Origin of the sequence: Pseudomonas sp. MMS21 TM103 (genome assembly GCF_022132145.1) — a bacterium.
GTDB lineage: Bacteria > Pseudomonadota > Gammaproteobacteria > Pseudomonadales > Pseudomonadaceae > Aquipseudomonas.
Genome location: NZ_JAJISP010000002.1, coordinates 348,535 through 362,472 on the forward strand (window position 1 = coordinate 348,535; position 13,938 = coordinate 362,472).

Below are 13,938 nucleotides of genomic sequence, written 5' to 3' on the forward strand. Positions count from 1 at the left end.
TCATGGAACCAAGGAGCGTGACCGCGTGATTCTCCCCTGGCTGGTCTTGATTCCCTTTATCGGCGGCCTGCTCTGCTGGCTGGCCGAGCGGCACAGCAGCACCCTGCCACGCTGGCTGGCGCTGCTGACCATGGGCCTGGTGCTGCTGATCAGCCTGTGGCTGTGGCAGCAGGGCGACTTCCAACTGGCACCGGGCGGCGGCCGCGACCCGACCTGGGAGCTGGAATTCAAACACGTGTGGATTGAGCGTTTCGGCATCAACCTGCACCTGGCGCTCGATGGCCTGTCGCTGCTGATGATCCTGCTCACCGGCCTGCTCGGGGTACTGTCGGTGCTCTGTTCCTGGCAGGAAATCCAGCAGCGGGTTGGGTTCTTCCACCTCAACCTGATGTGGATTCTCGGCGGCGTGATCGGCGTGTTCCTCGCCCTGGATTTGTTCCTGTTCTTCTTCTTCTGGGAAATGATGCTGGTCCCCATGTACTTCCTCATCGCCCTCTGGGGCCACAGTGCGGCGGACGGCAAGACCTCGCGGATCAACGCGGCGACCAAGTTCTTCATCTATACCCAGGCCAGCGGCCTGATCATGCTGGTGGCGATTCTCGGGCTGGTATTCGCCAACTTCCACAGCAGCGGGGTGCTGACCTTCGACTACGCCCTGCTGTTGCAGGCCAAGCTCGACCCGGCGGTTGAATACACCCTGATGCTCGGGTTCTTCATTGCCTTCGCCGTGAAGCTGCCAGTGGTGCCGCTGCATTCCTGGCTGCCCGATGCCCATGCCCAGGCGCCAACCGCCGGCTCGGTCGACCTGGCCGGGATCCTGCTGAAAACCGCGGCCTACGGCCTGCTGCGCTTCGGCATACCGCTGTTCCCCAATGCCTCGGCCGAGTTCGCCCCGATCGCCATGGGCCTCGGGGTGCTAGGCGTCGTCTATGGCGCGCTGCTGGCCTTCGCCCAGACCGACATCAAACGGCTGATCGCCTACACCAGTGTGTCGCACATGGGCTTCGTGCTGATCGGAATCTATTCCGGCACTCAGCTGGCGCTGCAAGGCGTGGTGATCCAGATGCTCGCCCATGGCCTCTCTGCCGCGGCGCTGTTCATCCTCTGCGGCCAGCTCTACGAGCGCCTGCACACCCGCGACCTACGCCTGATGGGCGGCCTGTGGGGGCGGCTGAACTATCTGCCGGGAGTCATGCTGTTCTTCGCCGCCGCCTCGCTGGGCTTGCCCGGCACCGGTAATTTCGTTGGCGAATTCCTGATTCTGCTCGGTACCTTCAAGGTCGCCCCGCTGGTCACCGTGATCGCCACCGGCGGTCTGGTGCTGGCCTCGGTGTACTCGTTGATCATGATCCAGCGCGCGTTCTATGGCCCGGCCAAGGCCGAGGGAGCGCTGCGGGGGCTGGGTGGCCGCGAGCTGGCGATGATGCTCGGCCTGATTGGCTTGTTGCTGCTGCTCGGAATCTATCCGCAGCCGGTGCTGGACACGTCGGCGGCGAGCATGCACGGCGTCCAGCAATGGCTGGCTACGGCCTTCTCTCAACTGCTTTCGGCCCGGTAGCGCACATGGACCTGACCCTGGATCATTTCATCGCCCTGCTGCCGCTGCTGGTGACCAGTGCCACCGCCGTGCTGGTAATGCTCGGCATCGCCTGGCGGCGCAGCCATACCCAGAGTTTCGTCCTCTCGGTGATCGGCCTCAACCTGGCCTTGCTGTCCCTGCTCCCCGCGCTGCAGGTCGCCCCGCTGCAAGTCACCACGCTGCTGGTGGTCGATCGTTTCGCCTGCTTCTATATGGCCCTGATCCTGGCCGCCGCCCTCGCCTGCCTCACCCTGGCCCACGCCTATCTCGGCGAGAAGCAAGGCAAGGGCTACCCGGGCAACCGCGAAGAACTCTACCTGCTGATGCTGCTGGCCGCCGCAGGTGGCTTGGTGCTGGTCAGTGCCCAGCACCTGGCCAGCTTGTTCATTGGCCTGGAACTGCTCTCGCTGCCGACCTATGGGCTGGTGGCCTATGCCTTCTTCAACAAGCGCTCGCTCGAGGCCGGCCTCAAGTACATGGTGCTCTCGGCTGCCGGCTCGGCGTTCCTGCTGTTCGGCATGGCTCTTCTGTATGCCGACGCCGGCAGCCTGAGCTTTGCCGGGATCGGCACCATCCTGGCGCCAGCCGCGCAGCCGGGTCCGCTAGTACAGTTGGGCATGGCCCTTATGCTGGTCGCCCTGGCGTTCAAGCTGTCGTTGGTGCCCTTTCATCTGTGGACACCGGATGTCTACGAAGGCGCGCCTGCACCGGTTGCGGCCTTTCTCGCCACGGCCAGCAAGGTCGCAGTGTTCGCCGTGCTGCTGCGCCTGTTCCAGCTTTCGCCCGCAGCCGCGAGCCCGGCGCTGCACGGTCTCCTGACAGTAATCGCAGTGGCCTCGATCCTCTTCGGCAACCTGCTGGCCTTGCTGCAAAGCAACCTCAAGCGCCTGCTGGGCTACTCCTCGATTGCCCACTTCGGTTATCTGCTGGTCGCCCTGATCGCCAGTGAGGGCCTGGCCGTCGAAGCGGTCGGCGTGTACCTGGTCACCTACGTGTTGACCGTACTCGGCGCATTCGGCGTGGTCACCCTGATGTCCACGCCCTACAACGGTCGCGACTGCGACGCGCTCTACGAATACCGCGGGCTGTTCTGGCGCCGCCCCTACCTGACCGCCGTACTCACGGTGATGATGTTGTCGTTGGCGGGCATTCCGCTGACCGCAGGCTTCATCGGCAAGTTCTACATCATCACCGTCGGCGTGCAAGCCGAGCTCTGGTGGCTGCTCGGCGCACTGGTAATCGGGAGCGCGATCGGGGTGTTCTATTACCTGCGGGTGATGGTCACTCTGTTCATGGTCGAACCCAACCTGCGCCGCCACGATGCGCCATTCAACTGGGGTCAGCGGGCGGGCGGGATCATGCTGCTGCTGGTCGCCCTGCTGGCGTTCGTGTTCGGCGTCTACCCGCAACCCTTGCTGGACTTGGTGCTAAATGCAGGGCTCGTCCAGTAAACGCGAACGGCCCTGAATTGTTGTTTCGGCAAACGGCAAGCCTGAGCGGCATTTATGGGCTTAGAGCACCATCGCCGCGACCCAGCCGAACACCAGCAGCGGCAGGTTGTAGTGCAGAAAGGTCGGTACCACGCTGTCCCAGATATGATTGTGCTGACCGTCGACATTCAGTCCCGAGGTTGGTCCGAGGGTCGAGTCCGAGGCCGGTGAACCGGCATCGCCCAAGGCGCCGGCAGTACCGACGATGCAGACGATGGCCAGCGGACTGAAACCCAGTTGTACGCCCAGCGGCACGAAGATCGCCGCGATGATCGGCACCGTGGAGAATGACGAACCGATGCCCATGGTTACCAGCAGGCCGACCAGCAGCATCAGCAGCGCGCCGATGGCCTTGTCCTGCCCAACCAGTTCGGCAGCGCTGTCGACCAGGGTTTTCACTTCGCCGGTGGCCTTCATCACTTCGGCGAAACCGGCGGCGGCGATCATGATGAAGCCGATCATCGCCATCATCTTCATGCCCTCGGTGAACAGACCATCGGCCTCTTTCCAGCGCACCACGCCGGACACCGAGAAGATCACGAAGCCGACCAAGGCGCCGATGATCATCGAGTCGAGCCACAACTGCACGACAAATGCCGCTCCAATCGCCATAGCGGCCACCAGCAGGCTCAACGGGTTGTAGGCCACATCGATACGCTCGGCCTGTTCGATCTTCGCCAGGTCATAGACGCGTTTCTTGCGGTAGCTGAACAACACCGCCACCAGCAAGCCGAACAGCATGCCCAGCGCCGGAATCGCCATGGCCTCGGTGATGCTGATACCGGTCACATCCACCCCGGCCTTGGCCACATTGGCCAAGAGGATTTCATTGAGGAAGATGCCGCCAAAGCCGACCGGCAGGAACATGTAGGGCGTGATCAGGCCGAAAGTCAGCACGCAGGCGATCAGTCGGCGATCGAGTTGCAGCTTGCTCAACACATAGAGCAACGGTGGCACCAATAGCGGAATGAAGGCGATGTGAATCGGCAGCACGTTCTGCGAGGCAATCGCCACCGCCAGCAATAATGCGATCAACAGCCACTTGAGTAACCCGCCCCCCTGCGCATCCTGTTGGCCGACCAGAGCCAGGGCCTTGTCGGCCAGCGCGTGCGCCAGGCCGGACTTGGCGATGGCCACGGCAAAGGCACCGAGCAAGGCATAGGACAGCGCCACCGTGGCACCGCCGCCAAGCCCCTGATTGAACGCCGCCAGCGAACCTTCCACCCCCAAGCCACCGAGCACACCTCCGGCCAGTGCGCCGACGATCAGCGCGACCACCACGTGCACGCGGCACAGGCTGAGGATCAGCATGATGCCGACTGCTGCGATTACTGCATTCATGAACCGCTCCTAATGAAGCTTTGCTGGAAAAACCGAGATTGGAGGCTGCGTAACCGCGCCGATGCATGCCAGGCATGCATGAACGCTGAACAGCCGTGCATCAGAAGATGCGCCGGCAATCGGCTGCGCCCCGAAAAAAGTCGCGTACTCTGCCGCAAGGACTCAGGGCTGTCAAAAATACTCCGTGCGAAATATTGATCATGCCGTGCATAATCCCGCCACTTCTCTATGCCTCCGGCCCACAAGCCGCAGTCATCTCGTCACGATGCCGTCAGTTCGATCAAGAAAACCGCACCCGCGCCGATAGACGATCTGTAGAACAACAACGTAAGGAGCACTGCATGCCGTTCAGCCGTCTTTCGATCCAGTGGAAAATCACCCTGCTTGCCGGCCTGTGCCTGCTGGCGATCGTGACGTTGCTGGTCGGCGCCTCGCTCTATCAATCCACCCGCAGCGCCGAGTTGGTGCGCACTTCCAGCAGCAGCATGCTGGCCGACAGCGCCAAGCTGCGCCTGCAGGCACGCGGCGAGCTACAGGCGATTCGCATCCAGCGTTACTTCATGGATACCTACCAGTACGGCAAAGGTTTTTCCCGGCAAATCCTGTTTCTTCGCGACCAGGCCGAAAAACGTTTCCTGGATGCCTTCGACCTGCGTGAAGACCTGACCCGGCAAGTGCGCAGCAGCCTGGAAGCCAATCCGTCGTTGCTCGGTTTGTACCTGGTGTTCGAACCGAATGGACTGGATGGCAAGGACGAGTTGTTCGCCGATCAGGCCGAACTGGGCAGCAACGATCAAGGCCGCTTCTCGCTCTACTGGTCGCAAGCCAAACCGGGCCAACTGGAATCGGAGTCGATAAGCGAGCAGATGCTCAGCGACACCAAGACCGGTCCTAGCGGCGACCCCTACAACGCCTGGTACACCTGCCCACGCGACAGTGGCAAGACCTGCGTGCTCGAGCCCTACTTCGACGAAGTCGGCGGCCAGCAGGTACTGATGACCAGCATCGCTTTCCCGCTAGAACTGGAGGGCAAGGTGATTGGCGTGGTCGGTCTCGATATCAGCCTGGACAGCCTGCAACAGCTAAGCATGCAGGCCAATCGCGAACTCTATGGCGGTGTCGGTCACGTCAGCATTTTCAGCCCGGCGGCATTACTGGCCGGCCACAGCCGTGACGCCAGTCTGCTCAGCAAGTCAGTCGACAAAGCTTACAGCGAGCACGCCAGCGAGTTAGTTCCGTTGATCAATAGCGGCACCGCCGCCCAACTGCAGCACGGCGACATGCTCCGGGTGCTGCAGCCGTTCAAGCCAATTCCCGAGGCCAAGCCCTGGAGCGTATTGCTCGAAGTCCCCGAACAGGAACTGCTCGCACCCGCCCTGCAACTGGAGCAGCAACTGGAACAGCGCCGCACCAGCGACAGCGCAGTGGCCCTGACCATCGGTCTAGTGGCGATGCTGCTCGGCCTGCTGCTGATGTGGCTGACCGCCCGCGGAGTGACCAGGCCGATCCTCGGGGTCGCCGCCATGCTCAAGGACATCGCCAGTGGCGAAGGCGACCTGACCCGCCGCCTCGAGTACCCCAAACAGGACGAACTGGGCGAGTTGGCCGGTTGGTTTAACCGTTTCCTCGACAAGCTCCAGCCGATCATTGCCGACGTCAAGCGCAGCGTGCAGGATGCGCGCAGCACTGCCGACCAGTCCTCCGCCATCGCCAGTCAGACCAGCGCCGGCATGCAGCAGCAGTTCCGCGAGGTCGACCAGGTCGCGACCGCCTTCCAGGAAATGAGCGCCACCGCCCAAGATGTAGCGCACAATGCCGCGCAAGCTGCCGACGCGGCACGCAGCGCCGATCAGGCCAGCCGTGAAGGCCTCGGGGTGATCGGCAAGACCACCTCGACCATCGAGTTGCTGGCCAACGAAATGAACGTAGCCATGCAGGAAGTCGAGGGGCTGGCCAACAGCAGCGAGCAGATTGGTTCGGTGCTCGAAGTGATTCGCTCGATTGCCGATCAGACCAATCTGCTAGCACTCAATGCCGCCATCGAAGCGGCCCGCGCCGGTGAAGCCGGGCGCGGCTTCGCGGTGGTCGCCGATGAAGTGCGTAATCTGGCCAAACGCACCCAGGACTCGGTCGAGGAAATCCGCCAGGTGATCGAAGGCCTGCAAAAAGGTACCCGCGAGGTGGTCAGTACCATGCATAGCAGCCACCGCCAGGCCCAGGGCAGTGTCGAGCAGGTCGAACAAGCTGTTGCCGTGTTGCAGCGGATCAGCCAGGCGGTGAGCGTGATCACCGACATGAACCTGCAAATCGCCAGCGCTGCCGAGGAGCAAAGTTCGGTGGCCGAGGAAATCAATCGCAACGTCGCCTCCATCCGTGATGTCACCGAATCCATTTCCGGGCAGGCCAATGAGTCGGCGAATATCAGCCAGAACCTGAACAAGCTGGCCAACCACCAGCAGAGCCTGATGGATCAATTCCGCGCCTGAAGCCTTGCCGAGCGCGGCCACCCCGCAACCCTTTGCCGCAGAGCAAGGTGCGGGCAATGTGTGCTCCATGGGCGACGCGTAACCGGCACCTTGACCTGCGCCTGCGTATGGCCCAGCCATAGGCTTTGCTCAGCGCAGTTGCAGGCTGAAGTAGCGATGCGCCACATGCGCAATACACTGCTCAGCGGCACCCCACAGCACTTCACTTCGCTTGATCAGTTGGAGAATGCTGGCCACGCAAAAGGAGATCAGGCGATAGCCGAGAACGGCTGCCCGGCACTGGCCAGCATCTGCTCAAGCGGCATCATTTCGACGGCCTCCCGCACCACCCTGCGGATCAGGTCATGGTCGACATCCGGCTGCAGATCCGCTGGACTTCCGCTTCTTCCAGTAGGGCGCGCCACAAGCCTGGCATCCTCGGCTTCCAGGGCAAACTCTCCACCGCAGTTGCGGCAATAGATGTGTTCGCACGCCTGCTGACTGCGCTTGAGAACCAGGACGGGGCCGCACATGGGGCACTCCTGCAACGGGATGCCATCATCCGAGTGCCCCATCACATGGTCGAGCACGCCGTGCTTGCCCAGCTCGATAAACACTCGACTCAAGTCGAGGTCGAACTGACTACCGCTCAGGCTTTGGATAATGGCCAAGGCCTGCTCGCGATTCATGCCGACACGGTACGGACGGCTGCTGGTCATGGCATCGAACGCATCGCAGATACCGACGATCCGCGCATCCAGATGCATGTCCTCGCCCCGCAAGCCACGCGGATAGCCCTTGCCATCGGGGCGTTCGTGATGGCTGAAGACCGCCTCTTTGATCAGATCGGCCAACGGGTGGCCGGCCAGCATGCGCCAACCCATCTCCGGATGGGTGCGTACGACGGCGAACTCGCCTTCAGTCAAGGCGCTGGTCTTGCGCAGCACGGCGTCGGGGATGCCGATCTTGCCCAAGTCATGCAGAAAGCCGCCCAGGCTGGACCGCGCCACATCGGCTGAGGGCAGCCCAGCCGCCTCGCCAAGCAATCTGGCATACCGCGACACCCGCCACAGATGGCCACCGGTATAAGGATCTCTGGCTTCGACGAACCACGCCATCATCAGCAGGCTGCTTACCAGCGCTTTCGACGGTTCGTCAGCGTGACCCGTCCTCTGCGCAGCCCTGTTCCACCAACCAGGAAAAAATGACCGCATCGATCAGTCCTCCAGTGTCAGGGGCAACAGTCTGGATTACACCCGCAAGTAGAACTATCTTGCTACGGTTCTACGTTCCAGCGATTGGGTGGCACGTCCCTGTGCCTCGGGGTGGGAAATGCCGGCTTTGTTGGCATTGCCCCCCTGTTTCAGACGGCAAACTACATGCCCTCAATGAGGACCGTAGAGCGCTCTATCCTGTTCGATAAGCGACTTGTAGCGAGGCTCTTCCGACGGCTTCATTGGCTCCTGCTGCCCGCGCGCACTACCCGCGGCAGTGGGCTGTTCTTTGATCAGCTGAACAAAGCGCTCACGGTCACGCGACATATCACGCTGGCTAGCCAGTTCCCGCATGCGTTCTTGATGAAACATAAGCTGTGCACTACCGCCCTCTGCCAGGATCATCTGTGGCGCCTGCTTTAACCACTCACCGACCGGTTCTCCAGCCTGAGCCGAAGTCACGCTGGCACCTATCAGCAGAGCCGTCAGTGCCGTCATACTAATTATGGATTTCATCGCGGCATCCTCCCAAGATGCATGACTCACTATTAAGAGTATTGAGGAGGCGCTTTGTTACAAGGCACTCCGTCGGGAGCGCTCACGTATCCGACAAACGTGCCTTGCCCGGGGCCAGGATCTGGCTATATGGTAATTAAGCCTGTCAGCCTCTTCCGGCAGGTAGATGATCGCCATTTGTTTGCTCACCTTTACAAAGGATCGCCACTTGCGCCGAGTGCATTACCTTCTATTGATGTTATTCGGTCACCGGCGGCAGATTCTCGCCGGCCTCCTGCTCGGTGGCGGGCTGATCATGGGAACGGCCAAGGCGATGCCGCAGGTGCCGAAAGAGCACCGAAACGAGCAGGCGGCACAGCGGTTACACGACTGGCAGTCACTGATCGCCCAGTCGATGCATCTGAGCGATGCTGAGAAGCTCAAGGCAGTCAACGCGTTCTTCAATCAGCATGTTCGTTTCGGCGAAGACCAGGAGCTGTGGGGACAACTCGACTACTGGGCCTCGCCGCTGGAAACCCTCGAACTGGGTGCCGGCGACTGTGAAGACTTCGCCATTGCCAAGTACTTCACCCTGCGCCTGCTCGGAACCTCCGAACACAGCCTGCGCCTCGTCTACACGACCCTGGTCTCTACCAAGCAGGCTCATATGGTTCTGGGCTTCTGGCCCGGTAGTGGCACGACGCCCCTGGTACTGGACAATCTGAACCTGGAGATCCTGCCCATCGCCCAGCGCCTCGATCTGCAAATGCAGTTCGCCTTTGGTCCCACTCACTTGTACCGATTCGAGCAGACCAGCTTGCAGGTCGCAGGCAACACTGAACTGCTGCCTAATTGGCAGGTGCTGATGACCAGGATGAAACGCGAAGGCACGGGCAAGGTCAGTCTTTAGCGACGAACCGTCCGTTGAAAACCCAGATGAGGCGCAATCCAGGCCGTTTCAACGACAGGCACAAAACCTAGGCACGTGCGCGTTCCTCGCGTACGGCGAGCGACTAGACAGATGTAGCGGTCGCATTCTTCTTGCAGTCCGGTTTCCTGGATCTTGCCACCGCGATGTCGGACCAGGGCAGCGGTCTTGAACTTCTCGAACGAGTTGGACGGTGCCAGGTATGCGCTTGAGCAATACCGGCAGCGACGCTCAGGCCAGCAGCGACGATCTGCGCGGTCAAGGCTTGCAGGGTGAGTCTCCGGGTAAGGCCTTGGCTGAAGTCACTGAACCTGAATGAACTCAAGCCGCATTCAGCCAGAAATGTGACAAACCATACCGACATCATTCAGCGGATCAAGTGACTTGGCCTGTCCGCCGGTAGCTCTATACTCGCGTCCTTACTGGATGGAGGCGAGCATGAGTGCGATTCGGATCAAGTACCCTGCCCTGACGATCAAGGCTGGTTCGCGAGCCTTGCTACGTATTCGCGAGCGCGGTTTGCAACCCGCCGATGTGGGCATTCTGCCTGGAGCTGCTGGCGGTCCCAAAGCCCTCGGCATCCAGGGCCTGGACTTGGCCCTCTTCGGCGACTGGTTGCCGCGCGCGCCACGTGAGCGTTCGCTGATCGGCGCCTCGATCGGATCCTGGCGTTTCGCCAGTGCCTGCCTGCCGGACGCAGTCGCCGGTATACGCCGCCTCGGCGAACTCTACGCCGGGCAGCGCTTTGCCAAGGGCGTGAGCATGGCCGAGGTCTCGCGCAGTTGCCGGCAGATGCTCGAGGACCTGTTGGCCGGCCAGGACGCCAAGGTGCTGAGTAACCCGCACTATCGCCTGAATATCCTCGTGGTCAAGAGCCACGGCCTGCTCCGACATGACCACCGTGGCTCGTTGGGACTGGGTTTGTCCTCGGTGATCGGCAACAACCTGCTCGGGCGATCGCGCCTGGCCCGGCATTTCGAACGCTGGATCCTGCATGATGCCCGCCGGGCTCCACCGCTGGCTGAGCTGCACGACTTCCCTTCGCGCTACCTGGTGCTGGACAGTGCCAACCTACGCCACGCCCTGCTTGCCTCCGGGTCGATCCCGATGATCATGCAAGGGGTGCGCGACATCCCGGGTGCCGGTCCGGGCACTTACCGGGACGGTGGCCTGCTCGATTACCACCTCGACCTGCCCTACAGCGGCGACGACATCGTGCTCTACCCACACTTCACCGACAAAATCATCCCGGGCTGGTTCGACAAGGGTATGCCCTGGCGTCGGGGCGATGCCGGACGGTTGCAGGATGTACTGCTGCTGGCGCCCTCGGGTGACTACCTGGCCCGCCTCCCCCACGGCAAACTGCCGGATCGCAAGGACTTCAGCCGTTATCTGGGTGATGACACCGGCCGCGAACGCTATTGGCGCAAGGCCATGGACGAAAGCCAGCGCCTGGGTGACGAGTTTCTGGAGTTGGCGGACAGCGGCCGCTTGGCCGAGCGCATGCTGGCACTTTGACCCTTCGGGTGATTGCAACGACAACCGCGGCCGGTTAGGTTAATTCGCGCTCATCCACGGAAGGACAGTCATGAAACTTGCGGTCGCCATCGTCCACGGCATCGGTACCCAACCAGACAGCCGCGACAAGGATGGTCAACACGTCTTTGCGCAAAACCTGATTGCCGGTCTGCGTCAGCACCTGGGAGCCGAAGCCGAGCAAGTCGCCTTCCAAACCCTGCACTGGGCCAGTGTGCTGGATAAACGTCAACTGGCCTTTCTCGATCAACTGCGCGACCAGCCGATTCGGTGGCGCTGGCTACGACGCATCGTCACCCTGCTCCTCGGCGACGCCAGTGGCTACCGCAAGGTCAGCGAGGCCTACGACACCACCTACGAAGAAGTCCATCAATGCCTGCGCGGCGGCCTCAATGCCCTGCGCGCCAAGGTCGATGCCGATACGCCACTGGTGGTGCTGGCGCATTCATTGGGCGGGCATATCTTTTCCAACTTCGTCTGGGACCAGCAGAGCATCAACAAGACCCCGAGTTGCCCGCACGATCCATTTCTCGCCCTGGAAACCCTCGCCGGCCTGGTCACCTTCGGCTGCAACATCCCCCTGTTCACCTTCGCCTACGACACGGTGGTACCGATCCGCTTCCCCGGCCATTGCCTGCACCAGCCGGTGCGTGAACAGGCCCGCTGGCTCAACCTCTATGCACCTGCCGACGTCCTTGGCTATCCCCTGCGCCCCGTACCTGCCTACGCCGCGGTGGTCGCCGTAGATCGCGCCATGCCAGTCGGCCCCTGGTACAAGCGCCATACGCCCTTATGCCATCTGGCCTACTGGGACGACCGCCGCTTCCAGAAATACGTCGCGCATTATCTGCAGCATATGTTGACGGCCTGCAGGCTCGAGACAGATCGGGGCTAATCGCGGGTAGCAGGAATCGCGATCGCTAACTGGCATTTGCGACATGCACTTATTTTTCTTCGCCAAACTGCACATTTTCCGAACATTGATGTGACTTGACGGTCAACTCATATCATCAACACCTATGACTGGCCAGTGAGCGACCCACGCCGCAGGCCTCTAAGACTTTTGGGATTACCTCGGAGAAACCGACCCCATGAACGCCCCGCTGCGTTTCAACGAAGCACTGCTGATCGCCGATCGCGCCTTTCAACCCTTCCAGTGTGTCGCCTGGGCACCGCAAGATGGCACTGGCGAGCTGAGCCTGACGGTCATCGACCGTACCAGCACCCGCCTGCTGGGCCGTACCCAGCTGTCGAGCAGCATCTACAGCGACCCCGTACAGCTAGCCAATGTACTGATCAAGTCACGCGCTGAATTGAGCCAGCAGGGTTATGACCTGGCTCCCTGGAGCATGCCGGAGTAATCCTCAGAGGTCGGGGATTATCGAATGCCGTCTCCAGGCGTCGCTCTGGAGTCGGCAGTTTTTCACAAGCTTCCAGGCCTTTACGGGCTCCCTGTAAACCAGCGCCCGACACCAGGGTCGCGGTGTCCTCCCCCTGACCTGCCCTCATCTGGAGCAAGTCGAACTAGCAATATCTGTGGGCCTATTGTCCTTGTTGCCGCCCTCTCGCTGAGCGCAGACTGCATCCATTGCTCATCGAGAACGCCCCATGGATGCGCTGAAAACCATTGCCTGCCTGCTTTACCCGAATGTGATGAGCCTGGATGTGACCGGCCCGTTGCAGGTTTTTGCCTCGGCCAATGTCGAGCGCCAACGCCAAGGTTTGCCGGCGTTCTACCGAATTGTCGTGCTCGGCCAACAGGCCGGCGCTATCGCCACCTCGGCCGGTTTCCAACTGGTGGCCGAACAATCCTGGCGCGAGATCGACACCGCGCAGATCGACACCCTGCTGATTCCTGGTGGCGTGGGCGAACAGGCCCAATGCCAGAACCAGGCACTGTTGACTTGGTTACGTGGCGCCGAACCGCAGGTACGCCGCCTGGGCTCGGTCTGCTCCGGCGCGCTAATACTGGCCGCCGCCGGCCTGCTCGATGGTCGCCGTGCGACTACCCATTGGGCCGATGCGGAAAACCTGCGCCTGGGTCATCCAGATGTCGAGGTGCTAGCGGACTGCCTGCACACCTATGACCCGCAGGATCTGCACGGCAATGGCCATGTGTTTACCTCGGCGGGAGTAACCGCCGGAATCGACCTGGCCTTGGCCTTGATCGAAGCCGACCTCGGGCGGACCACCGCACTGGCGGTGGCGCGACGCTTGGTGATGTTCCTGCGCAGGCCGGGCGGGCAAGCCCAATTCAGTGCCCTCCTCACTCCCGAACCAAGCCGCGTGCCGCGTCTGGCTGCGTTGCTCGAATGGATTCCCGCGCACCTGAGTGACAACCTGTCGCTCGAGATGCTGGCCGCCCAGGCGCACATGACGCCGCGCACGCTATCGCGGGTCTTCGTCCAGGAACTGGGCATGGGACCGGGACGCTATGTAGAACGCATTCGTCTGCAAGCGGCACGCAATCTACTGCAAGACGCACAGGCGTCGATCAGTACGGTGGCGCGCCTGACCGGCTTCGGTCACCCGGAAAACCTGCGTCGCACCTTTCACAAACATTTATCCGTCAGCCCGCAGGAATACGCCCAGCGCTTTGCCTGAAGCCTAATCATCCAAGCAGGAGTCAAACATGCTGCAAGTACGGCCCAACTGCGAATGCTGCGACCGCGACCTGCCTGGCGACTCGCCAGAGGCGCTGATCTGTTCGTTCGAGTGCGCCTTTTGCAGCGACTGCGCGAATCAACGCCTGCACGGCACCTGCCCGAACTGCGGCGGCGAACTGCTGCCCAGGCCGCGGCGTCCGGCAGACAAACTGGAACTCTATCCCGCCTCCCGCGAACGCGTCCACGTCCCTGACGGTTGCCCGCAAGCAGTCGAGTCCTGAGGA

At 61.8% G+C, this 13,938-nt stretch carries 11 protein-coding genes and 2 pseudogenes; 10 read left to right on the plus strand and 3 right to left on the minus strand.

Annotation, left to right across the window (positions count from 1 at the left end):
* Window positions 1–25 precede the first annotated feature (25 nt).
* Window positions 26–1,558: an NADH-quinone oxidoreductase subunit M gene (gene nuoM, locus LJY18_RS08655; protein ID WP_238041404.1), complete on the plus strand. Its 1,533-nt coding sequence runs from the start codon at window positions 26–28 to the stop codon at window positions 1,556–1,558.
* A 5-nt stretch (window positions 1,559–1,563) separates the two neighbouring features.
* Window positions 1,564–3,030, plus strand: a complete 1,467-nt coding sequence (nuoN, locus tag LJY18_RS08660; RefSeq protein ID WP_238041405.1) for an NADH-quinone oxidoreductase subunit NuoN — start codon at window positions 1,564–1,566, stop codon at window positions 3,028–3,030.
* 60 nt (window positions 3,031–3,090) lie between these two features.
* Here the strand turns inward: nuoN and LJY18_RS08665 are convergent, their stop codons facing one another.
* Window positions 3,091–4,410: a Na+/H+ antiporter family protein gene (locus LJY18_RS08665; RefSeq protein ID WP_238041406.1), complete on the minus strand. Its 1,320-nt coding sequence runs from the start codon at window positions 4,408–4,410 to the stop codon at window positions 3,091–3,093.
* Between the two features lie 560 nt (window positions 4,411–4,970).
* Between LJY18_RS08665 and LJY18_RS22685 the strand changes: the two are divergent.
* A pseudogene (locus LJY18_RS22685) lies at window positions 4,971–6,038 on the plus strand (PDC sensor domain-containing protein); the annotation flags it as partial.
* A gap of 345 nt (window positions 6,039–6,383) precedes the next feature.
* A pseudogene (locus LJY18_RS22690) lies at window positions 6,384–6,896 on the plus strand (methyl-accepting chemotaxis protein); the annotation flags it as partial.
* Window positions 6,897–7,144: 248 nt separating this feature from the next.
* Here LJY18_RS22690 and LJY18_RS08675 read toward each other — a convergent pair.
* Both LJY18_RS08675 and LJY18_RS08680 read right to left on the minus strand, forming a co-directional pair.
* Window positions 7,145–7,996 carry an HD domain-containing phosphohydrolase gene (locus LJY18_RS08675; protein ID WP_238041408.1) on the minus strand — a complete coding sequence of 284 codons (852 nt, stop codon included), beginning with the start codon at window positions 7,994–7,996 and terminating at the stop codon, window positions 7,145–7,147.
* Between the two features lie 264 nt (window positions 7,997–8,260).
* Window positions 8,261–8,605 (minus strand): hypothetical protein, encoded by a 345-nt coding sequence (locus LJY18_RS08680; RefSeq protein WP_238041409.1) that lies wholly within the window; start codon window positions 8,603–8,605, stop codon window positions 8,261–8,263.
* Window positions 8,606–8,771: 166 nt separating this feature from the next.
* On the opposite strand from LJY18_RS08680, the gene LJY18_RS08685 reads away from it, so the two are divergent.
* The 6 genes from LJY18_RS08685 (at window position 8,772) to LJY18_RS08710 (ending at window position 13,935) form a co-directional block, all read left to right on the plus strand.
* Window positions 8,772–9,494: a transglutaminase-like cysteine peptidase gene (locus LJY18_RS08685; RefSeq protein ID WP_238041410.1), complete on the plus strand. Its 723-nt coding sequence runs from the start codon at window positions 8,772–8,774 to the stop codon at window positions 9,492–9,494.
* Window positions 9,495–9,950: 456 nt separating this feature from the next.
* The gene (locus LJY18_RS08690) at window positions 9,951–11,030 is read left to right on the plus strand and encodes a patatin-like phospholipase family protein (protein WP_238041411.1); all 1,080 of its coding nucleotides are present in this window, start codon (window positions 9,951–9,953) and stop codon (window positions 11,028–11,030) included.
* A gap of 70 nt (window positions 11,031–11,100) precedes the next feature.
* Entirely contained in the window at window positions 11,101–11,943 is an 843-nt protein-coding gene (locus LJY18_RS08695) for a hypothetical protein (protein WP_238041412.1), read from the plus strand.
* A 196-nt stretch (window positions 11,944–12,139) separates the two neighbouring features.
* The gene (locus tag LJY18_RS08700; RefSeq protein WP_238041413.1) at window positions 12,140–12,409 is read left to right on the plus strand and encodes a hypothetical protein; all 270 of its coding nucleotides are present in this window, start codon (window positions 12,140–12,142) and stop codon (window positions 12,407–12,409) included.
* Between the two features lie 247 nt (window positions 12,410–12,656).
* Entirely contained in the window at window positions 12,657–13,652 is a 996-nt protein-coding gene (locus LJY18_RS08705) for a GlxA family transcriptional regulator (protein ID WP_238041414.1), read from the plus strand.
* A 28-nt stretch (window positions 13,653–13,680) separates the two neighbouring features.
* Window positions 13,681–13,935, plus strand: a complete 255-nt coding sequence (locus LJY18_RS08710) for a DUF1272 domain-containing protein (protein WP_238041415.1) — start codon at window positions 13,681–13,683, stop codon at window positions 13,933–13,935.
* The last annotated feature ends 3 nt before the right edge of the window (window positions 13,936–13,938 follow it).